Raw genomic sequence first — 24,039 nt, 5'->3', positions numbered from 1 at the left:
CTCTGCTTTACGGCTTCCTCAGCGGTGCTGTCATCAGCCTGAAGCAGAAACGTGTTTTATCCTGAAATTGTGACTATTGACATTAATAGTCACTGGTCTGAAAATGCGTTCACTGTCATGCTTAATGAATAAGGTAACCTATGCTCAGGCTCAAACCTGCCACCCTTGCTCTCTGCCTGTTGCCGCTGGCCCTGGTGGCCTGCGGCGACCCGTCCGGCGCCGACGATCCGCGTACTCAGCCTCCCCTGGTCAGGGCTGCTACCGTGGTGAGTGCTGCCGATGCCTACCGCGCGTTCACCGGCGTTGTTGTGGCACGCACCCAAAGCGACCTTGGCTTCCGGGTAGAGGGCAAAATTCTTGAGCGTCTGGTCGATACCGGCCAGACCGTTAAGCGTGGACAGCCCTTAATGCGTCTGGATCCGGTTGACCTGAGTCTCCAGGCGCAGGCGCAGGCACAGGCCGTTGCGGCTGCGCGGGCTCGCGCCAGACAGGCAACGGATGATGAGGCGCGTTATCGCGGGCTGGTCGCTGCAGGCGCTGTTTCTGCGTCGGCGTACGACCAGATAAAAGCCGCCGCAGATTCGGCCAGGGCCGAACTCAGCGCTGCTCAGGCTCAGGCCAATGTCGCCCGTAATGCAACAGGTTACGCCGTACTGCTGGCGGATGCGGACGGCGTGGTCATGGATACGCTGGCCGAACCCGGACAGGTCGTTGCGGCAGGCCAGCCAGTCGTCAGGGTGGCGAGAGCAGGCCAGCGTGAAGCCATCGTACAACTGCCCGAGACGCTGCGGCCGGCAATTGGCAGCGAGGCGCAGGCCACGCTGTACGGTTCAGCAAAGCAGTCTGTTTCCGCCAGGCTGCGTCTCCTTTCCGATGCGGCTGATCCTGTAACGCGGACTTTTGAAGCAAGGTATGTGCTTGAAGGCGCGCTGGCCAGCGCGCCGCTCGGCTCCACCGTTACGCTGCATATAGCAGAAGATAAAATGCCCGGTCAGGTATTACAGGTACCACTGGCAGCGATTTATGACCCGGGCAAAGGTGCTGGCGTCTGGGCTATTTCAGGCAAGCCGGCCAAAGTGTCATGGCAATCTGTCCAGGTGCTCGGCCTGGGGGACGATGCAGCCAGCGTAACCGGTGGCCTTCGGCCGGGCGATCAGGTAGTCGCGCTGGGGGCACATCTGCTGCATGACGGAGAAGCAGTGCGAATAGCGCCACCACCCAACAGCGCTACTGCTGCCGGGAGTCAGCCATGAGCAGCGGGCGTTTCAACCTTTCCGCGCTTGCGGTTCGCGAGCGTTCAATCACCCTGTTCCTCATTATTCTGATTACTGTCGCCGGTATTCTGTCGTTCTTCGAACTCGGACGGGCTGAAGATCCGCCGTTTACTGTCAAGCAGATGACCATTATCTCTGCCTGGCCGGGTGCAACCGCCCGGGAAATGCAGGATCAGGTTGCCGAGCCACTTGAAAAGCGTCTGCAGGAGCTCAAGTGGTATGACCGCAGTGAGACCTACACCCGTCCCGGTCTGGCTTTTACCATGCTGTCACTGCAGGACAGCACGCCGCCGTCAGAAGTGCAGGAGGAATTCTATCAGGCACGTAAAAAGCTGGGTGATGAAGCTAAAAGCCTGCCGGCGGGCGTGATCGGACCGATGATTAACGATGAGTTCTCTGACGTTACCTTTGCGCTCTTTGCGCTTAAGGCTAAGGGGGAGCCACAGCGCGTAATGGCCCGGGATGCAGAATCGCTGCGCCAGCAGCTTCTGCATGTGCCCGGCGTAAAAAAGGTCAACATTATTGGTGAGCAGAGTGAGCGGATTTTTGTCTCGTTCTCTCATGACCGGCTGGCCACGCTCGGTATCTCGCCGCAGGATATCTTTTCCGCACTGAACAGTCAGAACGTTCTGACCCCTGCCGGTTCGATTGATACCAGCGGACCCCAGGTCTTTATTCGTCTTGATGGTGCCTTCGACAAACTGGAGAAAATCCGCGAAACGCCTGTTGTAGCCCAGGGCAGAACGCTGCGTCTCTCGGACGTGGCAACGGTTGAACGAGGCTACGAAGATCCAGCGACCTTTATGGTGCGTAACCAGGGAGAACCGGCTCTTTTGCTGGGCATCATCATGCGTGATGGCTGGAACGGTCTGGATCTCGGTAAAGCGCTGGATGAGGAAACGGCCAGAATCAATCAGGGTATGCCACTTGGCATGACGCTGACCAAGGTTACCGATCAGTCCGTCAACATCAGTTCCGCCGTTGATGAGTTCATGGTCAAGTTTTTTGTCGCCCTGCTGGTGGTAATGGTGGTCTGCTTCGTCAGTATGGGCTGGCGGGTGGGCGTTGTGGTCGCCGCCGCCGTGCCACTGACGCTGGCTGTCGTTTTTGTCGTGATGGAGGCTTCCGGTAAGAACTTTGACCTCATCACGCTGGGTTCCCTGATCCTGGCACTGGGTTTGCTGGTGGATGACGCCATTATCGCCATAGAAATGATGGTGGTGAAAATGGAGGAAGGCTACGACCGTATCAAAGCGTCCGCCTATGCCTGGAGCCATACGGCGGCGCCGATGCTGGCGGGTACGCTGGTTACGGCTGTGGGCTTTATGCCCAACGGGTTTGCACAGTCCACCGCTGGCGAATATACCAGCAATATGTTCTGGATTGTGGGCATCGCCCTGATCGCCTCATGGGTGGTAGCGGTGGTCTTTACGCCTTATCTGGGCGTGAAAATGCTGCCAGAAATCAAAACGGTGGAGGGTGGGCATGCTGCCATCTACAACACCCGTCATTACAATCGCTTCCGGCGCGTACTGACTCGCGTTATCGCGAAAAAATGGCTGGTAGCAGGATCGGTTATTGCCATCTTTACCGTCGCTATTCTCGGTATGGGGCTGGTTAAAAAACAGTTTTTCCCAACCTCAGACCGTCCGGAAGTGCTGGTAGAAGTTCAGATGCCTTATGGCACCTCAATCGAGGAGACCAGCGCCACGACTGCAAAAATCGAAGCGTGGCTTCAGAAGCAGAAAGAGGCAAATATCGTCACGTCCTATATCGGCCAGGGGTCACCGCGTTTTTATCTGGCCATGGCACCCGAACTCCCTGACCCCTCGTTTGCAAAAATTGTGGTGCTGACGGACAGCCAGGAGGCGCGTGAGGCGCTGAAGTTCCGGCTGCGCGAAGCGGCGGCTCACGGACTGGCACCAGAAGCGCGCGTCCGCGTGACACAGCTGGTGTTTGGTCCCTACTCGCCCTACCCGGTGGCTTATCGCGTTATGGGCCCGGATCCGAACACGCTGCGCGCTATTGCAGACAAAGTTGAGGCGGTGATGCAAGCCAGTCCGATGATGAGAACCGTCAATACGGACTGGGGCCCGCGGGTGCCGACGCTGCATTTCACGCTCAATCAGGATCGTCTGCAGGCCGTGGGTCTGACCTCAAATGCTGTTGCACAGCAGCTTCAGTTCCTGCTTTCAGGCGTTCCGATCACATCGGTGCGTGAAGACATCCGCTCTGTGCAGGTTATGGGACGCGCGGCGGGTGACATCCGGCTTGATCCGGCCAAAATAGCGGGCTTTACCTTAGTCGGTTCTGCCGGTCAGCGTGTTCCGCTTTCACAGATAGGGGAAGTCGGCGTCCGCATGGAAGATCCGATTCTGCGTCGTCGCGATCGCACCCCGACAATTACAGTACGTGGCGATATCGCTGAGCACCTGCAGCCACCGGATGTCTCCACCGCCATGCTCAAAGAACTGCAGCCGGTAATCGACAAACTTCCGGCTGGATACCGTATTGAGCAGGCGGGCTCTATCGAGGAATCAGTTAAAGCGACGAAAGCGATGGCGCCGCTGTTCCCGATAATGATTGCCGTGACGCTGCTGATTATCATTCTGCAGGTACGGTCGATGTCAGCGATGGTGATGGTTTTCCTTACCGCTCCACTGGGGCTGATTGGTGTGGTGCCCACGTTACTGCTGTTTAACCAGCCGTTTGGCATTAATGCCCTGGTTGGCCTGATTGCGCTGTCGGGTATCCTGATGCGTAACACCCTGATCCTGATAGGCCAGATTCACCATAATGAACAGGAAGGCCTCGCGCCTTTTGATGCGGTGGTGGAGGCAACGGTACAACGTGCCCGTCCGGTTTTACTGACGGCAATGGCCGCCATACTGGCATTTATACCGCTTACGCACTCAGTCTTCTGGGGAACCCTGGCTTATACCCTGATTGGCGGCACGTTAGGCGGTACCATCATTACGCTGGTGTTCCTGCCCGCGATGTACGCGATCTGGTTCAGAATTCGCCCTGAGACACCGACGCCTGCTGACAAAAAAGCCCTGACCTGAAGCTGACACAGTAAAGGGCGTGAATGCCTGAATAAGGGATTCACGCCCTTTAACTCATAGCATTGAATGAAGAGGTTTTAACGCAGGGTTTTTGCAAGTCAAAAGCGAATAGTTATGACCGGTTGCACCATTGTCACTCCTTTCGGATGCGGTTCCGGGAAGGCATGGCGCCGGCTTATGGAGTGACGTTCGGGTAATGGCATACTCTCTGTTAACACTATCCTTCACACATTTCCGGATATCGGGGATCAGTAAGGCGTGTCATCACGCGAGTCTGGCATCCGCTTTGCTCAGGTTTCTGCCTATGGGCTCTGACGTCGTAACGACATGGCTGGCATCCTGTGCTGGCTTTTTATGCAGTCACCTCATCAGGAGGGATAGAGGCGATAGCCTGCTTTATCGCGTTTCTTCTTTTTATACTGCGCTGCCAGTTAAGGCATCAGCATAGATAAAGTTAGTTAACCCCACTACCTGATGCTACTATTTAACGGGCCGACTATCTCCTGGATAACAGACGTGCCCGGGCCTGATTTAACTTAACGCGTAATATTTCACTAAAACATAGAAAAATCCTAAAACTAATCAAAATAGTGAAAGCGTCCGGTTTGCAACAGGGTTACTTCCGGGGTTCTTCCTTCGCGCACTGATGTCTGTAGTAACCGGCTCCGGAAGGCTAAAAAAAGCGGAACGGAATATGTAAATCCCCTGACTTCTTACAACGTTATCACTACAGGCGAAATCTCTTCCTGCAAGAAAAAGTGTCAGCCTGCTTCCTGATGAATAATGTTGTCCTGTCAGCCCGTGATTAATATGCTGCAGCGCCGGTTCTTTCTCTTAAATACTTGCACATCATTGCATGAATCCTATGCTTTACTGTTTCAGGTATACAGGTCAAGTTTAATGCTTAATTTCGATCCTCAGATGTTGCTGCTGCTTTACTTTGTCCTTCCCGTATGGCTTATTGCCGGTTTCACCGACTGGCTTTGTCACCGGGCTACGGATATTGAAAAGACAACCGGACTCAAGGAAACCTATATTCATATCCTGATGTTTCTTGAGATGGGGCTTCCATTGCTTTCTGCACTGTTTCTGGATGTGAATGCGCTGGTTATTGGATTTATGATTGTGCTGTTTTTCTGTCATGAAGCTACTGCGCTGTGGGATGTCAGCTATGCCGTTACGGCAAGACGGGTCTCCCCGGTTGAACAGCATGTGCACAGTTTTCTGGAAATGGTTCCTCTTATGGCGCTGCTGCTGGTGATTTCACGACACTGGCCACAGTTTCTGGCGCTGTTTGGTTTCGGAGACGAGCCAGCACGTTTTGAACTGAAACAAAGGAGAGATCCGTTGCCAACAGCCTACATTGTGGCTGTGCTTACGGGTATTTTTGTGCTGGAAGTCCTGCCATACCTTGAAGAGTACCGTCGTTCAAAAAAAGCAGCAAAACACCCACGCTAAATTTTTAAAACAGTGAGTTAAAATGCCGCATGCTGAGCTGCATACGTTGCCCGCGATGAGATAACCGGCACCACTCCAGTCTGGCTTAATACGCGACCGGCTCTTTTAGCATTAGATAACCCAGTACCCGGATGACTCAGGGAAATACTTGTTATGCGCCGGACCTGAGTGTATGTAGCGCAGCTGTCCATAGTGCCCTATGCATTACGGTCACCGCAGGCATTCCCGCTGCGTGAACCCGCCGTGATTGCAGGTCTATGCCTCTTTTGCAGGGACGCAGATAACCTCTTCACGGGCGCTGGCGGTAAAGCGGGCAAACCGGCCCGGACGTCGTCACGGTCAGGAAATAAACGCCTATGCCGCCTTCAGTCTCAGAGATGCAAGACACCTTTCTGGCGTATCAACTCATCTTCACAATTCTTACGCCTGCCGAGCGCTCAGCTTCATACAACTCTTCTACTGAGAAGCGTACGACGTCTCCTTTAATCTAACGGGATAGGCGGGCATAGCGAGACATCCGTAAAGCAGCAGAACGGTTGAGTAAAAGCAGAACAATAAATCCCATCGTGACAGGAAAAACCGGCGCATCCTCGTATAACGTCACGTCGCCCGATGCCGATGCTCGTGCCAGAATAAAAGTTCCCCCGCATAAAGCGAAAGCTGACTTATGCCACGACGGCCTGCCGTTCTCAGAAGGATGAAAATAATGGGACGGGCAAATATCCCCTGGGGGGGTAACTTCACACAGAAACAGCAGATGGAGGTTGTGAGAAAAAAGGGTATCAGGCGAATGAAAATAATAAGCGGAGAAAGGCGGAATCTGTAGAGCGGATATATTGTATTAAGATAATGTAATAATAACCTATCGCGGCCAGTTGCCATAAAAACATAAGTAACAGGCCGGGCAGTGTCTGATACTGCCCGGCCTGCGACGCCGGTATTAACGGCTGGATAAATGCAGATCCGGAAACCAGGGGGGTTGATTCCGCAGGTGCAGGTATCCTTCAACCGTTATACTGCGTCAATCGTTCTTACGTCCGCCGCCATGGCTGTTTTCGCCACCTTTTTTACCGGCTTCAGACGCCTTTTCACGATCGTTAGCGAAGTTTCCGCCGCTATTTTGTCCACCTTTTTTGCCCGCTTCAGAGGCTTTTTCAGGATTTTCTGCAAAGTTACCAGAACCACCGCGATGTTCAGTCATAAATACCTCTCTTTAATCAGTAAGTAATTTTAACTTCGTCGAAAATGGCAGACGACAATATAACTTAGCCGTCAGTCACCCTTCAGTAAATAAGCATAGACACTCTAATAAATAACGCAAAAAAAATTTAAAACGAGCCGACAAATAAAGCGAAGCGAGTAAATTTTGCCGTCGTGCTTATTTTAAAAATCTTCTTTTCAGTCAAATAAATATACCATTTACGATATTTAACGAGGCGGCAATAATGGATGTGGGACCCGATCGCAGCATTTTTCCGGACCTGAAAAAGTCAGTGAAGGAACATATCGATAATAAGAAACCGCTGACGTTTACCCGGTAAGTCTGCCGCTGGCGTACTGCCCGAAAGCCCGCCTGAACACTCCCCTTAAACCTTCTGCGGTTTGATAACACATGCTGGCTCAAGGGGGTGATTTTCTCGTTACGCTTTTACATTTTCAGCATAAGCGGGCTAAAGCCCGCGCTGTAAACAGCTGTCGTCAGACATATCCCATCATTTTCAGCAGCGACTGCACCTGATTCATCGCTTCGCTGCGGTGGGTGACGCCCAGCTTCTGATAGAGATTGCGGATATGGGTTTTGATGGTGGTCGAAGCCACTGCCAGCTCACCGGCGATTTGGTCGTTGCTGTAGCCTGAATAGATCAGCCCCAGCACCTGCCATTCACGCTGCGTCAGGGGACTGGTTCGGATCAGCTCCGGCACGTCAGGATGGTTAAGCAACCGACTGACAAAGCCTTCATCGAAATGGGCGAACTTGTGACGGTGATATTTATTAATCTCCTGCAGGATGCGGCGGGCGCGGTGGCTGTCCAGCTCATTCAGAGTATTGAGCTGAATCAGTTGCCGCAGTTGCTGCGCCATCATCTCGCCTTCGATCACAAAATGGCTGATAAAGCCGGTGCTGCGCGCCAGTTTCAGCGCTTCGATCAGTACGCGCTGCGCCTCCGCCTTGCGGTCGGTCTGCCAGTAGATCTGATTCAACAGCAACAGATTACGGTTTAAGTCGCTCATCAGGCGCAGGGCGCGGGCATTTTCATTCAGCTCCTCCAGCACCACTTCCGCCTGGCTGACGTCACCCAGCAGGATCTGCGCGCGGGCAATGTTACGCCACTGTCCCTGCAGAAAATGGTTGTTGGCGAAGGCGGGTTTGGGTGTCTGCCGCATCCAGTCGCGGGCGCTCTGGCTGTCGCTGGTCATCTGCCAGTAGATCACCCGGACTTTATCGGCATTCGCAATCCAGTCGCTGTGCCAGTTGCCGTTGTTCAGCAGGTTTTCAAGCCGGTTCAGGTAGCTGCGGGCATTATCAATATTGCCGCGTGCCAGTGAGCACTGTACCAGCAGCCCCAGACACTGAATCTGTTGCTGCGGCAGGTAACCATTCAACACCTTGATGCCTTCCCGCGCCGCCTGCTCCGCCTCTTCCAGCCGGCCCCAGGCCCACAGCAGTTGAGCGCGAATGCGCAGCAGAAACTCATGCAGCGGGAACTGCGCCAGATGCTGCTCTTCCACCAGCACAAAGGCGCGGCTCTGAATCTCATAGGCGGCCTGCAAAAAGCCCTGCGCAAACAGAATCTCGCTCTGCTGAATCATGCTCCAGAGCGCGTAGTGCCATACCTCATCACGACGCGCCATCTGTTCGGTCTGCCGCATCAGCTTGAGCGAATCATCCAGCTCGCCTTTGCAGTGCATCACTTCGCCATGCACCGAGGTCGCCACAATGCGGCTATAGTGACGACTGGCTGGCAGGGTGTCTAGCGCCACTTTCGCCAGTCGCTCCGCTTCATCGGTATCGCCATCGTTGATCGCCACCTGGGCGCGCAACGCATTAAACTCACCGCGCAGTGCGGTATCAATTTCGCAGCGGCTGGCCTGTTCAAAACGTGCCAGCAGACTGTCAACTTCAGAGAAGCGATGCTGCGTCTGCATCAGCCAGGCCTGCAGCAGCACCAGCATCGGATTCTCCAGCATCATCTCCCACGGCAGCGCTTTCAGTGAGTTCTCCAGCAGCGGCAGCTCGCTCTGATTAAACAGTGTCCAGGCGTGCTTCAGCAGCACGTCCCGCAGCATGGTGGCGTCGCCCGAGGCGAGCGCATGATGAATCGCCTCGCCCGGAAAACCCTGCGCCATCCAGCTCTCGGCCGCAGCCCGATGCAGCGCAGGCAGCTCCGCCGCCAGTTCCCACTGACAGCGCTGACGCAGGAAGTTGCCAAATAGCGGATGGTAGCTGAACCAGCAGCCGGAATCGTCCATGCGCTGCAGAAACAGACCCTGGCGCTCAATCTCCTCCAGCCGCATCTGGCCGTTCTCTTCACGGGTCACGCAGGCGATCAACTCATCGTTCATTGATCGCAGCAATGCAGTTTTCAGTAAGAAATGGCGGGTGGGCAGATCGACGTTATCCAGCACCTCTTCCACCAGATAGTCGGCGAGATGGCTGGCGTTAATTCCGGAGAGGCGCCGGGCAGAATGCTGAGCCGAACTGGCTCCCTGTCGCGCCGACAGCACGATCAGCTGCAGCGCCGTCGCCCAGCCCGCCACATCATCACAGAGGCGGCTGCTCTCTTCGCTTTCAAGCGGCGCCGCCAGACGGCAGTCAAAAAACTGTCGCGCCTCCTGATGGGTGAAAGCCAGCTGCTGGCTGCCCAACTCAATCAGTTGCTCACGCACCCGCAGGTTAGCAATACCGAGCTGCGGCAGGTTACGTGACATCAGAATCAGGGTCAGATTTTCAGGCTGATGGCGCAGGAAAAAGCGCATTGCGTCGTGAATGACCGGGTTGGTGATCAGATGGTAGTCATCAACGATCAGCCACAGCGGCTGCTGCCACTCCACCAGCTCGATAAACAGTTGAGAAAACAGCGTATTGAGATTGACATATTGCCGCTTCTGCGCCAGCAGTTCACTGCGGGGACAGCCGCCGAGGGTGGCCTGTTGCAGTGCCGCGATCAGGTAATCGGCAAAGCGCTCCGGCTGATTATCGCCCTCGTCTAAAGAAACCCAGCCCAGATCGCTTTTGCCCGCTGCCCACTGCGACACCAGTGTAGTTTTGCCGTAGCCCGCCGGACTGGTGACCAGCACCAGCCGATAGTTACCGGCAGCGGTAAGCTTTTGCAGCAATCTTTCACGGATGACGGTGCCTTCAAGACGGACCGGGCGGCTGAGTTTGGCGGGTATTAACATGGGCGCGCGTTTCTCCATTCGTCGAGCGCATCATTATTTTACGCTTCGTAATTATTCCTTACACAGGTTCAGCATTTCGTCTGATGAATGCAAGCAAACCCATTAACTAATCTTTACAAAAGCGTGCGCTATCACACTCCTTCAACGATTTAGGAATTGCCTCACCCTCTCCACCCTCCCTATCCTCCTGCGCTAATTCTTTGCAGGAGGATGAGCGTAAGTTTCAGCAAGGGCAGACTGTCATCACATTGACCTACTTTCTGTTTTTACAGGACATTAACCATGACACAGCCCGAATTTAACCCGATTCAGTTCAATGCTGCCCTGACCCGTCAGTGGCAGCGTTTTGGCCTGCGCGACGCGCAGGAGATGACCCATGCACAGTGGTGGCAGGCACTTAGCGGTGCGCTGGCCGATATGCTTGCCGCACAGCCTGCTCCCCCGTCCCCGACAGAACTGCGTCATGTTAACTACCTGTCGATGGAGTTTCTGATCGGTCGCCTGACCGGCAACAACCTGTTGAACCTGGGCTGGTATGACGCGGTTAACGACGCGCTCTCTGCCTGGAATATTTCACTGACCGACGTGCTGGAAAACGAAACCGACCCGGCGCTGGGCAACGGCGGCCTCGGTCGTCTGGCGGCCTGTTTCCTGGATTCGATGGCCAATGTGGGTCAGCCTGCAATCGGCTACGGTCTGAACTATCAGTACGGTCTGTTCCGCCAGCGTTTTGAACAGGGCGCGCAGGTAGAAGGTCCGGATGACTGGCAGCGCGATCGCTACCCGTGGTTTAACCATAACGCCGCGCTTAACGTGCGAGTCGGACTGGGCGGTAAAGTGGTGACGGATGCGGGTCAGCCGCAGTGGCAACCGGCGTTTGAGCTCATCGGTGAAGCCTGGGATCTGCCGGTGGTCGGTTTTGAGAATGGCATCAGCCAGCCACTGCGTTTGTGGCAGGCGAAACATGCTCAGCCATTTAACCTCAGCCGCTTTAACAACGGCGACTTTCTGCGGGCGGAGCAACAGGGCATTGATGCAGAAAAACTGACCAAAGTGCTCTACCCGAATGACAATCACCAGAACGGTAAAAAGCTGCGTCTGATGCAGCAATATTTCCAGTGTGCCTGCGCGCTGGCTGACATTCTGCGTCGCCACCATCTGGCCGGACGCAGCATTGAAACCCTGGCCAATCACGAAGTAATCCAGCTTAACGACACCCATCCAACGCTGGCGATTCCGGAGCTGATGCGCCTGCTACTGGATGAACATCAGCTGAGCTGGGATCGCGCCTGGCAGATCACCCAGAACACCTTTGCCTACACCAACCACACCCTGATGCCGGAAGCGCTGGAGTGCTGGGATGTACGGCTGGTGCGCAGCCTGCTGCCGCGCCACATGATGATCATCAATACCCTGAATGCCCAGTTGAAAACAGCTGTTACGGCGCGCTGGCCGGACGATGAAGCGAAGTGGGCAAAACTGGCGCTGGTGCACAATAACCAGCTGCGGATGGCGAACGTGTGCGTGACCAGTGGCTTCGCGGTCAATGGTGTGGCGGCGCTGCACTCGAAACTGGTGGTGCAGGATCTCTTCCCGGAATATCACCAGATGTGGCCGGAGAAATTCCATAACGTGACCAACGGTATTACGCCGCGCCGCTGGATTAATCAGTGCAACCCGGCGCTGAGTGCGCTGATCACCCGCACGCTCAACAAGCCCTGGCTGAACGATCTCGATGCCCTGCAGGGACTGGAAGCCTTTGCCGATGACGCCGCGTTCCGCGCGGAGTATCGCGCCATCAAGCAGCAGAACAAACAGGCGCTGGTCGGCTGGATCAAAACCCGGACCGGCATTGAGATCGACCCCACCGCACTGTTTGATGTGCAGATTAAGCGCCTGCATGAATACAAACGTCAGCATCTGAGCCTGCTGCACATCATTGCGCTGTGGCAGACGCTGGTCACCGATCCGCAGGCGAACCGCGCACCGCGCGTGGTGCTGTTTGGTGCTAAAGCCGCGCCGGGCTATGCGCTGGCGAAAAACATCATTTACGCCATCAACAAAGTGGCCGAAGTGATCAATCAGGATCCGCGCATCGGCGATCGCCTGAAGGTGGTGTTTATTCCCGATTACAACGTCTCCGTCGCCGAGCGCCTGATTCCGGCCGCTGACCTTTCTGAACAGATTTCTACCGCAGGTAAAGAGGCCTCCGGCACCGGTAACATGAAGCTGGCACTCAATGGCGCACTGACCATCGGCACACTGGATGGGGCAAACGTCGAGATCGCCGAGCAGGTCGGCAGCGAAAATATCTTTATCTTCGGGCATACCGTCGAACAGGTGGTGGCGTTAAAAGCGGGCGGCTATGCCCCGGATCAGTGGCGCAAAAAAGATCCACAGCTCAATCAGGTGTTAAAGGCTCTGGAAGATGGCACCTTCAGTCAGGGTGACCTCCACGCTTTTGACGCGATGCTGCACAGTCTTGGCCCGGAAGGCGGCGATCCTTATCTGGTGCTGGCTGACTTCCAGCCCTACCTGGATGCGCAGGCGCAGGTTGAACTACTGTGGAGCGATCAGGAGGCATGGACACGTGCCACCATCCTTAATACTGCACGCTGTGGCATGTTCAGCTCCGATCGCGCAATCCGCGATTATCAGCAACGTATCTGGCAAGCGAAACGCTAAGGAACGCCATGAAAACAGATCCGGTTATGGATGTTTTTTCCCTGGCGGGCATCGCCGCTGAGTATATCAATGCTCACGGCAAGCCACAGGCGATTCCGACCCTGACCCGCCAGCGTTTGCTGGCGGTGATGCAGCCTCCGCATCCGCTGAACACGCCGCTGCCACCGGTGGTGATTTTCCGCAGCGGCGATCTGCTGAGCCTGTCGCCTCAGCTGAGTGATGATGCCCACTGGCATCTCACCAGCGAGGCGGGAGAGACTAGCTCGGGTCGCTGCCAGCCCCCGCAGCCACTGCATCTGCCGCCGCTGCCCGAAGGCTATCATCAACTGACGCTGCAACAGGGCGCGCAGCAGTGGTCGTGCCGGGTGGTTATCGCCCCGGCTCGCTGTTATGAACCCCCGGCACTGCTGGCAGGTGAATCCTTGTGGGGTGCCTGCGTGCAGCTGTACACCCTGCGCTCGGCGCAGAACTGGGGCATTGGCGACTTTGGCGATCTGCGCCGTATGCTGCCGGAAGTCGCCGCACGTGGTGGCGCGTTTATCGGCCTCAACCCTATTCATGCACTGTTTCCTTCCAGCCCGGAGAGTGCCAGTCCTTACAGTCCTTCGTCCCGGCGCTGGCTCAATGTGCTTTACATCGATGTGGGCGCGGTGACTGACTTCCAGTTGAGCGCGGCCGCACAGGCCTGGTGGCAACTGCCGGAAACGCAGCAGACGCTGGAGCAGGCACGCGCGGCCGAGTGGGTCGATTATGCGACGGTAACCCGGTTGAAGATTCAGGCGCTGAGCCTGGCGTGGCCGCAGTTTACCCAGCGTGACGCCGCCGATCCTGAGGTGCAGGCGTTTACCGCATTTATTCGTGAAGGTGGAGAAAGCCTGCAGCATCAGGCGCTGTTTGATGCGCTGCATGCCGATCAGATAGCACAGGATAGCGGGCGCTGGGGCTGGCCGGTGTGGCCGGAGGCGTTGCAGAATCCCGGTAGCCCGGCGGTGCAGACATTTTTGAAACAGCATCAGGATCAGGTGCGTTTCTGGCTCTGGCTGCAGTGGCTGGCCGCACAGCAGTTTGAAAGCTGCTGGAACAGCTGCCAGCAGCAGCAGATGCCGATTGGCCTATACCGCGATCTGGCGGTAGGCGTCGCGCAGGGTGGCGCAGAGACCTGGAGCGAGCGCGATCTCTACTGCATGGACGCCAGCATCGGTGCGCCGCCCGATATTCTCGGCCCGCGTGGACAGGACTGGGGATTGCCGCCCATGGATCCGCAGGTGATGCGGCAGCGTGCCTGGGAGCCGTGGATCGCCCTGCTGCGCGCCAATATGCGCCACTGCGGCGCGCTGCGTATTGACCATGTGATGGCACTAATGCGGCTATGGTGGATCCCGGCCGGTGAAAGCGCGATGCACGGGGCTTATGTGCACTATCCCATCGACGATCTGCTGGCGATTCTGGCGCTGGAAAGCCAGCGTCATCGCTGCATGGTGATTGGTGAAGATCTCGGGACGGTGCCGGAAGCGATTGTCGATAAGCTGCGGGATGGTGGGGTCTACTCCTACAAAGTGCTCTGGTTTGAACAGACCTCAGAAGCCGGTTTTAGACCGCCCGCCAGCTGGCCACGGCAGGCGATGGCCGTTGCCACCACACACGATCTCCCGACACTGCGCGGCTGGTGGCAAAGTGACGATCTGACTACCGGCGCGCAACTCGGTCTCTATCCGGACAAAGTGGTGCTGGCCGGGCTGTATCAGGATCGACTCCGGGCGAAACAGGCGCTGCTGAACAGTCTGCATCGGGTCGGCGCGCTGCCGAAACGTGCCGGACGCGATGCACGTCGCACCGGCATGAGTAAGGCATTAAACCGGGCGATGCAGCGCTATCTGGCGGACAGTCACAGCGCCCTGCTGGGACTGCAACCGGAGGACTGGCTGGATATGACCGCGCCGGTCAATATTCCGGGCACCAGCGATGAATATCCGAACTGGCGACGCAAGCTGAGCATGCCGCTGGAAACGCTGTTCAGCGATCCAGAAACCGAAGCGTTGTTACGCGATTTGACGGCACGACGGAAGCGGTCAGTGCGGAATTAAGAACTGACGTTCAGAACTCAGAAAGTAAAACCCCTGGAACTATTCCAGGGTTTTAGAATCCGTTAGCTAACCTATTTAGCATTACAACTCTCACCCCTCAACGTTCTCCTGACCGGCAACGTTAAGTAAGATCGGTTAAGGTCGAAACCCATTACATTCATGATTTCCAGGCCAAAAAAAGGTGCGCCTCAGCGCACCAGATGGAACAACATCAGTATTGTCGGGGCAGCTTCACCCCTTGCCTTTAACACTACTGATAAAGGTCTGCCGTGCAGAGGTGGAACCCAGCCGCTCGGCTTCATCCAGCAGTTTCAGCGCCTTATCGATATTACCGCTGTTCACCGCCTGGGTGATCTTCTGGTTAAAGTAACCCTCAGTGTCGCTCATGATCGGTTCAGCACGGGCTTTTGGCGCGGGGGCTGCGGCCGGAGCAGGAGCAGGAGCCGGTGCTGCGCTGTACGCTACCGCAGGTGCAGTATTGCCGACGGTGACGGCACTCGCGCCGGATGAACCAAACAGCGGCCCGACAAGAATCGAGGAGCCGGAACTGGTCTGCATCTTCAGCTTGATCGTGCCTTCGCGGCTGTGGCTGGCGACCGGATCGGGAATATCCGGCACGGCATGGCCGGTGCCCTGGGCGTAGGCCTTAGCTGGATCGAGCAGTATGGTGGTCTGGGTAAGATCGCTGTCGGTGGTGAACACCAGCAGGTAGATTTTTTGCTGGCCCAGCGCCGGAGTCAATTTCATCACCCCTTCCAGCCGATCTGCCGCCATCACGCCCGGCTTCTGATAGGTAAAGTAGCGGCTGGGGAACCAGGCCGCAGGGCGCAGGTTTTCATCAAGCACCAGCACGTTCGGCGCGAAAACCTGACCATTCGCCACTTCACTGCTCAGCGTCAGCGTCAGTTCGCCGATATTTGCGGGCAGACTGTAAGCCGCAACCGGACCGGCAATGTGTGGCGCATTCAGCGTCTGTCCGCTGTTGGCGAGTTTTGTGGTCTGCGTCTGAGAGGCCGCCAGCGGCTGCCAGCTCAGGCGTTGCAATGTTTCAGGTGCAACGACGGGTGCAGAAGAGAGATCCTGCGGCACCAGATTGACCTCCGCCAGGGCGGGAAATGCGTGTCCTGTCAGTAACACCGCACCCAGACAGAGTGCAGCCAGTTTTTTCATTTTCATTATGATGCGTACCTTATTGCAGGTCGCGGCGTGAACCAGGCAATGGCACACCGCGACCAAAGAGATCCATCAGGCGCGTCTCCGCGCCCGTCAGAAAAGGTTCTGGCTTACCACCAGATTTCCATCTGCGCGCCGAAGGTCACTTCGTCGTCTTTGCCACGGCTATTGGTCAGGATGCCGTTGCCGGTGGAGTCCGCAGAGGCGAAGGAGGTGAGATCGCCGGAGTTATCTTTGCTGTAGCCCCACTTCTCATCCCATTTGGCATAGGTCGCAAACAGACGCAGCGCCGGACGTGACCAGATGCTGTCACCCGCCTGCCACTGCTGCGCCAGTGTCACTTTGTACTGGCCGTTGCGCTCGTTAGCCTGTTGCGATTTGACGTTGTCGTAGCCCAGCTCCAGCAGGGTGCTCATGATTGGCGTCCATTTGTACATCGGGCGCACACCCACGGTGTACCAATCGGTGCCACGGTTGTTGTCCAGATCGATGTTCTGATACATGGCGACGTACATCAGGTCCCAGCGTTCCGCCAGGGAGATCGCGCCATGATCGAGAACGCGGTACATATTGCCGTTGTTATTGATATTGGTGCCCTGCGGCACGCCTTTGCCCTGCGAAGTCATCGCGTCGGTGGCGTATTGCAGCACAAATTTGTTGTAGCCTTTCAGCATGCTCTGGGTATGTTCAGCGGTGAACATCCAGCCATCTTTCGACGCGCCATCTTCAATGCGGTAGCCGTCACGGGCATTGGCACGACCATAATCGACTCCCAGTTCCAGCACGCCATTCGGGTTGGTTTCCATCCCGGCCAGGCGCACATCAAACACGTCGTTGGCGGTGCTGGTGGCGAAGTCACGGATACGATCGCTGGAGAAGGTGTAAGAGCCGCCCGCTTCAGATGAACGGGTTGCGGCGAACGAGAGCTTACCGAAGCCCAGATCCACATCTTCCAGACCGGCACCCGGACCGGAGATATCCCAGTAGTAGAAGTCGATCATGTGAACGTCATGACGCTGATAGAAACGCTTACCGGCCCAGATGGTGGAGCCTGGCAGCGCGTCGATCAGATTTTTACCTTTGACGTTGGCTTCACGGAAAGCGGGTGATGTGGCTTCCCAGTCATTCTGCTGCGCCACGGAGTAAGCCACGTTGGTGTCGAAATAGAAGCTCTTGTCGCCCTCTTTCCACACTTCCTGGCCTAATTTCAGTTCGGCGTAAGTTTCGCATTCGTTGCCCAGACGGTACTTACTTTGGGCACCGGTGGCCTGGAAACATTGCTGTTCGCCACCGCTGCCGGTCCAGCCGATGCCGGAACGGGCGTAACCGGTAAAATCAACCGCCATCGTCGGGGCGGAGAGGGTTCCCACCGCGACGGCAACGGCGATGGGGAGTTTGCGCAGAGTTAACATTTTCTATCTCCTGAGGTCATTGCTTTTATTGTTTTTGGCAGGGCTAAACACCCGGCTCCTGATACAGCCTGCGGCACGCGCTCCCGTCCTCACGGAACAGGTGACAACGCTCGGGCGGCAGGCCAATACCGAGGATGGCGCCCTCTTTTACCAGCACGACGTCCTCCTGGCGGTAGACCAGGTTCTGACGGATAGCGGGAATCTCGATGTGGATCTGTGTTTCATGCCCCAGCTGTTCCACCACCTGTACTTCCCCTTCCAGGGTGACGTCGGCGATATCGCTGGAGAGCAGATGTTCAGGGCGAATGCCCAGTGACATATTGCTGCCAACCTGCACCCCGGCGCTGTCAACCGGCAGCCAGACCAGCTGCTGATTCGGCAGCCGTACCTGAACCTGATCGATGGCAGTGGCGGTCACTTTGACCGGCAGGAAATTCATTTTGGGTGAGCCGATAAACCCGGCGACAAAGCGGTTAGCGGGATAGTGGTAGAGTTCAAGCGGCTTGCCGACCTGCGCAATGCATCCGGCATCCAGCACCACGATCTTGTCAGCCAGCGTCATCGCTTCGATCTGATCGTGGGTGACATAAATCATGGTGCGCTTCAGGCGCTTATGCAGACGGGAGATCTCAATCCGCATCTGGACGCGCAGCGCGGCATCGAGGTTCGACAGCGGCTCATCCAGCAGGAAGACGCGTGGTTCCGCCACCAGCGTGCGGCCAATCGCCACGCGCTGACGCTGACCGCCAGAAAGAGCTTTAGGCCGGCGATCGAGCAGGTGCGCCAGTTGCAGAATCTCTGCCACCTGATTAACGCGCTGATGGATCTCCGCTTTTTTCACTCCGGCCAGCTTCAGGCCAAAAGACATGTTCTCGGCCACCGACAGATGGGGATAGAGCGCATAGGACTGAAACACCATGCCGATGCCACGTTCAGCAGGTGGCACTTCATTCATCCGCTGGTCGCCGATTAACAGCTCGCCGCTGGTGATGGTTTCCAGTCCGGCAATCATGCGCAGCAGCGTCGATTTGCCACAGCCTGATGGGCCGACGAAAACAACAAATTCCCCTTCACGAATGGTGAGGTCGATATCTTTCGACACCACCGTATCGCCCCAGGCTTTCGTGACATTGCGTAACACAACGCTCGCCATGATCCCTTCCCTCTTAGCTGCATAGTCGTGTCTGCTCAGCGGCAGACGGGTTCCGGGGCTCACTATGCGAGAGGAAACAATCGGTAACATCCTCCGCCATAACGCAAACTACTGGGGGAGGAGGCGGGAGGAGGAGAAATGCGGGCTGACGCCCCGGCCCGCGCGCTGCCGGCCTTTTTTGTGATCGCTAACGCAGACCCGAGGGATTTTTTGCCGCGTAAGCGCCCGCTTCAGGTGCTTTTTGCCAGCGCGATCACAGCGATTGCTCCTGGGGCGTAGAGCGGAGGAGGATGAGATGCCGGTGTGGATACGCACAATGATGCCGACAGAGCATTCACCACTTCCGCTAACAGGATGGATTTATGACGATGAAAACCGGAGCAAGAATTCTGGCCCTTTCTGCCCTTTCTGCTGTGCTCTTTTCAGCAAGCGCGATGGCAAAAATTGAGGAAGGTAAACTGGTCATCTGGATTAACGGTGACAAGGGCTACAACGGCCTTGCCGAAGTGGGTAAGAAATTTGAGAAGGAGACCGGCATTAAAGTCACGGTCGAACATCCTGACAAAATGGAAGAGAAGTATCCGCAGGTCGCGGCGACAGGCGATGGCCCGGACATTATCTTCTGGGCACATGACCGTTTTGGCGGCTACGCGCAGTCGGGCCTGCTGGCTGAGGTGACGCCGGACGCCAGCTTCCGCGAGAAAATCTTCCCGTTCACATGGGACGCGGTACGCTTCGACGGCAAGCTGATTGGCTATCCGATTTCGGTTGAGTCGCTGTCACTGATTTACAACAAAAAACTGTTGCCGAACCCGCCGAAAACCTGGGAAGAGATTGCCGGACTCGACAAGCAACTGCGCGCCAAAGGCAAAAGCGCCATCATGTTTAACCTGCAGGAGCCCTATTTCACCTGGCCACTGCTGGCCGCAGGCGGGGCTTACGCCTTTAAGCTCACCGACGGTCATTATGACGTGAAGGATGTTGGCGTCGATAACGCTGGGGCGAAGGCGGGCATGCAGTTCCTGGTCGATCAGGTTAAAGCCAAAACGATGAATGCCGACACCGATTACTCCATTGCTGAGGCTGCCTTTAACAAAGGCGAAACCGCCATGACCATTAATGGTCCGTGGGCGTGGGGCAACCTCGACAAGAGCGGCATCGACTACGGCGTCACTGAACTGCCAACACTGAACGGCAAACCATCGAAAGCCTTTGTCGGCGTGCTGAGCGCCGGGATCAACGCAGCCAGTCCTAACAAAGAGCTGGCGAAAGAGTTCCTGGAGAACTATCTGCTGACCGATTCCGGACTGGAAACGGTTAACAAAGACAAGCCGCTGGGTGCCGTGGCGCTGAAATCTTACCAGCAGACGCTGGAAAAGGATCCGCGTATCGCCGCTACCATGAGCAATGCTAAACAGGGCGACATCATGCCAAATATCCCGCAGATGGCGGCGTTCTGGTACGCGATGCGCACCGCTACCCTGAATGCACTGGGCGGTCGTCAAAGCGTTGACGCCGCATTGAAAGATGCCCAGGCCCGTCTGAAGAAGTAATACTTCTATGCCGGGGTCATCCCCGGCTTGAGTGACCGTTAAGGAAAACCGCATCATGTCAGGAAAACCGAAAACGCGCAGTCTGCTGCTAAAAAGCGTTCTGATCGGGATCTGCTGTCTGCTGGTCGGCTATCTGCTGGTGCTGATGTATGCGCAGGGCGAATATCTGTTTGCGCTGCTGACGCTCATCCTCAGTGCGACCGGGCTGTGGATTTTTGCAAATCGACGCGCCTATGCGTGGCGTTATGTCTATCCCGGCGTGGCTGGAATGGCGCTGTTTGTGCTGTTCCCCCTCGCCTGCACCATCGCTATCGCCTTTACCAACTACAGCAGCACCAACCAGCTCACCTTTGAGCGGGCGCAGCAGGTGCTGCTGGGTCGCACCTTCCAGTCGGGAGAAGCGGTTAGTTTCTCACTGTTTCCAGCTGGCGATCGCTGGCAGCTGGTGCTGAACGATGGCAAAGCAGACTTTGTCTCGCCGCCGTTTCAGTTTGGTCCGGAACAGACGCTGAAAATGGCCCCTGCGACGCCACCCGCTGGCGAACGGGCGACCTTAAGAGTCATCACCACCAACCGTCAGGCGCTGAGCCAGATCCGTGCTGAACTGCCGGATGGGCGTCAGTTACGGATGAGTTCGCTGCGTCAGTTCTCCGGCACCCAGCCACTCTATCGGGTAGGCGCGCAGGATGAGTTGATTAACCAGCAAAGCGGCACACATTACCGCGCCAATCCGCAGACAGGCTTCTATCAGGCCGTGAACGCGGACAATAAGTGGGACAACGAAACGTTAAGCCCTGGTTTTACCGTGAATACCGGCTGGAAAAACTTTGTGCGGGTGTTTACCGACGAAGGGATTCAGAAGCCGTTCCTGGCGATATTTGGCTGGACGCTGCTCTTCTCGCTGATCACCGTGGTGCTGACCGTAGCCGTAGGCATGGTGCTGGCCTGTCTGGTGCAGTGGGAGGCGCTTCGCGGCAAAGCAATTTATCGCGTGATGCTGATTCTGCCTTATGCCGTTCCGGCGTTTATCTCAATTTTGATTTTCAAAGGGCTGTTTAACCAGAGTTTTGGTGAGATCAACGTGATGCTCAGCGCGCTCTTTGGCGTGAAGCCCGCCTGGTTCAGCGATCCGACGCTGGCGCGCACCATGCTGATTATCGTGAATACCTGGCTCGGCTATCCCTACATGATGATCCTCTGCATGGGACTGCTGAAAGCGATTCCGGACGATCTTTATGAAGCCTCGGCGATGGACGGTGCGGGACCGCTGCAGAACTTCTTCCTGATTACCCTGCCGCTGCTGCTGAAACCTTTGATGCCACTGATGATTGCCAGCTTTGCCTTCAACTTTAATAACTTTGTGCTGGTGCAGTTACTCACCAACGGCGGGCCGGATCGTCTCGGCACCACCACGCCAGCCGGTTATACCGATTTGCTGGTGAACTACACCTGGCGTATCGCCTTTGAGGGCGGCGGCGGGCAGGACTTTGGTCTGGCAGCGGCGATTGCCACGCTCATCTTCCTGCTGGTGGGTGCGCTGGCGGTAATTAACCTGAAAGCCTCGCGGATGAAGTTCGACTAAGGAGTTGTTATGGCTATGGTACAACCCAAATCACAACGGCTGCGTCTGTTCACCACGCATCTGCTGCTGCTGCTATTTATCGCGGCGATTCTCTTCCCGTTGCTGATGGTGATCGCGATTTCCCTGCGTGCCGGTAACTTCGCCACCGGCAGCCTGATCCCGGATCAGATTTCCTGGGAGCACTGGCGGCTGGCGCTGGGTTTCAGCGTGGAACATGCGGATGGTCGGGTCACACCACCCCCCTTCCCGGTGCTGCTGTGGTTATGGAACTCGATCAAGATTGCGGCCATCAGTGCGCTGGGCATTGTGGCGCTCTCGACCACCTGCGCCTATGCGTTTGCCCGCATGCGCTTTACCGGTCGTGCCAGCCTGCTGAAGGGGATGCTGATTTTCCAGATGTTCCCGGCGGTGCTGTCGCTGGTGGCGCTCTATGCGCTGTTTGATCGTCTGGGTCAATATCTGCCCTTTATTGGGCTAAATACCCATGGTGGCGTGATCTTCGCCTATATGGGCGGCATCGCGCTGCATGTCTGGACGATTAAAGGCTATTTCGAAACGATTGACGGATCACTGGAAGAGGCCGCCGCGCTGGATGGCGCAACGCCGTGGCAGGCATTCCGGCTGGTGCTGCTGCCGCTGTCGGTGCCGATTCTGGCGGTAGTGTTTATTCTGGCGTTTATCGCGGCGGTCACTGAAGTGCCGGTTGCGTCGCTACTGCTGCGCGACGTTAACAGCTACACCCTGGCTGTGGGGATGCAGCAGTATCTCAATCCGCAGAACTATTTATGGGGGGATTTCGCCGCCGCGGCAGTGCTCTCCGCGATCCCGATTACCCTGGTGTTCCTGCTGGCTCAGCGCTGGCTGGTGAGCGGGTTAACCGCGGGCGGGGTGAAAGGCTAGACGATCATCATTGTACGTTGCCACTGCTTACACAACGCCTGTTGTGGTTGAATGATTCGGCGGCCTGAGGGCCGCCTTTTTTATGCTAATCCGATTCCGACGCACGGCTGCCTGCCACCAGCGCCACGACCATAGCAGTGATCGCCTGCTCTCCTTCCGGTTTGGTGACATCGCCGCGTGCCACCGCGCCTGCGATGGCATCCGCGCCCCCCAGTACACCCCACATGCCTGCTTCGGGAATCCCGCGGCTGCCAGCGAAGGGCGCAAACCAGCGCTGACAGCGGGCGATAAAATCCAGCTGATAGTGGCGTTTGACGACGGCGAGTTCCGGCGAAGTGCTGAGCGCCGACAGCAACTCCGGAATTTCGCGCCCCTCTGTCATCACACAGTCAACATAACAGGTCGCGAGCACTTCCGCTTTTTGTTGCATCGCCATCGGCGCGGCATTCATCGCCGCTTCCATTCGCTCGGTCTGGCGGCAGTCAAAATCGTCATACAATGCCGCCAGTAGCCCATGACGGGTGGTGAAATGGTCATAAACCACCGGCTTACTGACCCCCGCCGCGTCGCCGACTCTGGCCAGGGTCAGCGCCTCGCTGCCTTCGGTTTGCATTATCTGCCACGCGACATCTGACAACTGCCTGCGTCGTGCTTCGCGTGACAGACGCTTACGGGGTGTTTTTTCAACGGTCATGTTATTCCTGATGGGCGAACACATGCTGGCCCAGTTGCTGCGCCAGCTGATAGTGCGACTCAGGATAACCTTCATCGCCGCTAAGCAACAGTTCACTGGTCACCACCGGTGCACCGCAATAGTCAAAGATGCCGTGATCGATCTGATTCCGCATGCTGGCGAAATAGCCGCGTCGCAGAAAGGTTCGGGTATCCGCCGCGCCAATCGCAATCAAGTGCACCGGAAGATGCCCGAGGCGTTTCACTATATGGTCATCCTGCTCATCAAAGGCCCAGCCCGCGATGAAGACCCGATCGATCCAGCCTTTGAGCTGTGCCGGGAATGACCACCAGTAAACCGGATAAACCAGCACCAGCGCATCGGCACGATCCAGCCGCTGCTGTTCTGCCAGCACATCAGGCGTCGCCACCCCCTGCCCGATAAAATGTCGGTGATCGCTAAGCGTAAAACGGGGATCAAATCCTTCAGCCGCCAGATCGGCCTTTTCAGCCGTATGGTGGCCTGTCGCGATAATACCCTGCGCCAGCTGGTCCGCTACGCGGTGGGTATGAGCGTCCTGATTGGGGTGGGAAGTCACTATTAATGCATGCATCGTCGTCACCTTA

General features: G+C 56.6%; 15 protein-coding genes. 8 read left to right on the top strand and 7 right to left on the bottom strand.

Annotation, left to right across the window (positions count from 1 at the left end):
• Window positions 1-140: 140 nt before the first annotated feature.
• From AC2LB6_RS01900 to AC2LB6_RS01890, 3 genes are all read left to right on the top strand, one after another.
• A complete protein-coding gene (locus tag AC2LB6_RS01900) occupies window positions 141-1,253 on the top strand; it encodes an efflux RND transporter periplasmic adaptor subunit (protein WP_425012062.1) in 1,113 nt (370 codons plus the stop codon).
• On the top strand, window positions 1,250-4,339 hold the full coding sequence (locus AC2LB6_RS01895; RefSeq protein ID WP_490092188.1) for an efflux RND transporter permease subunit: 3,090 nt from the start codon (window positions 1,250-1,252) through the stop codon (window positions 4,337-4,339). The genes AC2LB6_RS01900 and AC2LB6_RS01895 overlap by 4 nt, the downstream gene beginning before the upstream one ends.
• Before the next feature lie 900 nt (window positions 4,340-5,239).
• On the top strand, window positions 5,240-5,797 hold the full coding sequence (locus tag AC2LB6_RS01890) for a diguanylate cyclase (protein WP_490092187.1): 558 nt from the start codon (window positions 5,240-5,242) through the stop codon (window positions 5,795-5,797).
• Between the two features lie 1,021 nt (window positions 5,798-6,818).
• Here the strand turns inward: AC2LB6_RS01890 and AC2LB6_RS01885 are convergent.
• Complete coding sequence (locus AC2LB6_RS01885) at window positions 6,819-6,998, bottom strand: con-10 family general stress protein (protein WP_490092186.1); 180 nt, start codon at window positions 6,996-6,998, stop codon at window positions 6,819-6,821.
• A gap of 497 nt (window positions 6,999-7,495) precedes the next feature.
• Entirely contained in the window at window positions 7,496-10,198 is a 2,703-nt protein-coding gene (gene malT, locus AC2LB6_RS01880) for an HTH-type transcriptional regulator MalT (protein ID WP_490092185.1), read from the bottom strand.
• A gap of 282 nt (window positions 10,199-10,480) precedes the next feature.
• On the opposite strand from malT, the gene malP reads away from it, so the two are divergent.
• Together malP and malQ are read left to right on the top strand one after the other, a co-directional pair.
• A complete protein-coding gene (malP, locus tag AC2LB6_RS01875) occupies window positions 10,481-12,883 on the top strand; it encodes a maltodextrin phosphorylase (protein ID WP_490092184.1) in 2,403 nt (800 codons plus the stop codon).
• Window positions 12,884-12,891: 8 nt separating this feature from the next.
• A complete protein-coding gene (gene malQ, locus AC2LB6_RS01870; RefSeq protein WP_490092183.1) occupies window positions 12,892-14,967 on the top strand; it encodes a 4-alpha-glucanotransferase in 2,076 nt (691 codons plus the stop codon).
• Window positions 14,968-15,198: 231 nt separating this feature from the next.
• Here the strand turns inward: malQ and malM are convergent, their stop codons facing one another.
• The 3 genes from malM to malK form a co-directional block, all read right to left on the bottom strand.
• Window positions 15,199-16,143, bottom strand: a complete 945-nt coding sequence (malM, locus tag AC2LB6_RS01865) for a maltose operon protein MalM (protein WP_490092182.1) — start codon at window positions 16,141-16,143, stop codon at window positions 15,199-15,201.
• 107 nt (window positions 16,144-16,250) lie between these two features.
• The gene (locus AC2LB6_RS01860; protein ID WP_490092181.1) at window positions 16,251-17,552 is read right to left on the bottom strand and encodes a maltoporin; all 1,302 of its coding nucleotides are present in this window, start codon (window positions 17,550-17,552) and stop codon (window positions 16,251-16,253) included.
• A gap of 43 nt (window positions 17,553-17,595) precedes the next feature.
• Window positions 17,596-18,705, bottom strand: coding sequence for a maltose/maltodextrin ABC transporter ATP-binding protein MalK (gene malK, locus AC2LB6_RS01855; protein ID WP_490092180.1), 1,110 nt, complete (start codon window positions 18,703-18,705; stop codon window positions 17,596-17,598).
• A gap of 362 nt (window positions 18,706-19,067) precedes the next feature.
• Here malK and malE point away from each other — a divergent pair, with 362 nt between their 5' ends.
• From malE to malG, 3 genes are read left to right on the top strand one after another with little or no spacing between them, the layout of a single operon-like run.
• Window positions 19,068-20,258, top strand: coding sequence for a maltose/maltodextrin ABC transporter substrate-binding protein MalE (gene malE, locus AC2LB6_RS01850; protein WP_490092179.1), 1,191 nt, complete (start codon window positions 19,068-19,070; stop codon window positions 20,256-20,258).
• A gap of 55 nt (window positions 20,259-20,313) precedes the next feature.
• Window positions 20,314-21,840 carry a maltose ABC transporter permease MalF gene (malF, locus tag AC2LB6_RS01845; protein ID WP_490092178.1) on the top strand — a complete coding sequence of 509 codons (1,527 nt, stop codon included), beginning with the start codon at window positions 20,314-20,316 and terminating at the stop codon, window positions 21,838-21,840.
• A gap of 9 nt (window positions 21,841-21,849) precedes the next feature.
• The gene (gene malG, locus AC2LB6_RS01840; RefSeq protein ID WP_490092177.1) at window positions 21,850-22,740 is read left to right on the top strand and encodes a maltose ABC transporter permease MalG; all 891 of its coding nucleotides are present in this window, start codon (window positions 21,850-21,852) and stop codon (window positions 22,738-22,740) included.
• Between the two features lie 85 nt (window positions 22,741-22,825).
• Here malG and AC2LB6_RS01835 read toward each other — a convergent pair whose 3' ends face one another.
• Together AC2LB6_RS01835 and AC2LB6_RS01830 are read right to left on the bottom strand one after the other, a co-directional pair.
• Complete coding sequence (locus tag AC2LB6_RS01835) at window positions 22,826-23,434, bottom strand: TetR/AcrR family transcriptional regulator (protein WP_490092176.1); 609 nt, start codon at window positions 23,432-23,434, stop codon at window positions 22,826-22,828.
• A gap of 1 nt (window position 23,435) precedes the next feature.
• Complete coding sequence (locus tag AC2LB6_RS01830; RefSeq protein WP_490092175.1) at window positions 23,436-24,026, bottom strand: NAD(P)H-dependent oxidoreductase; 591 nt, start codon at window positions 24,024-24,026, stop codon at window positions 23,436-23,438.
• Window positions 24,027-24,039: the final 13 nt, after the last annotated feature.

The organism is Pantoea sp. RCC30.1, assembly GCF_058148845.1.
Note: the sequence above shows the minus strand (reverse complement) of the source record. Positions and strands in the feature narration are given on the sequence as shown.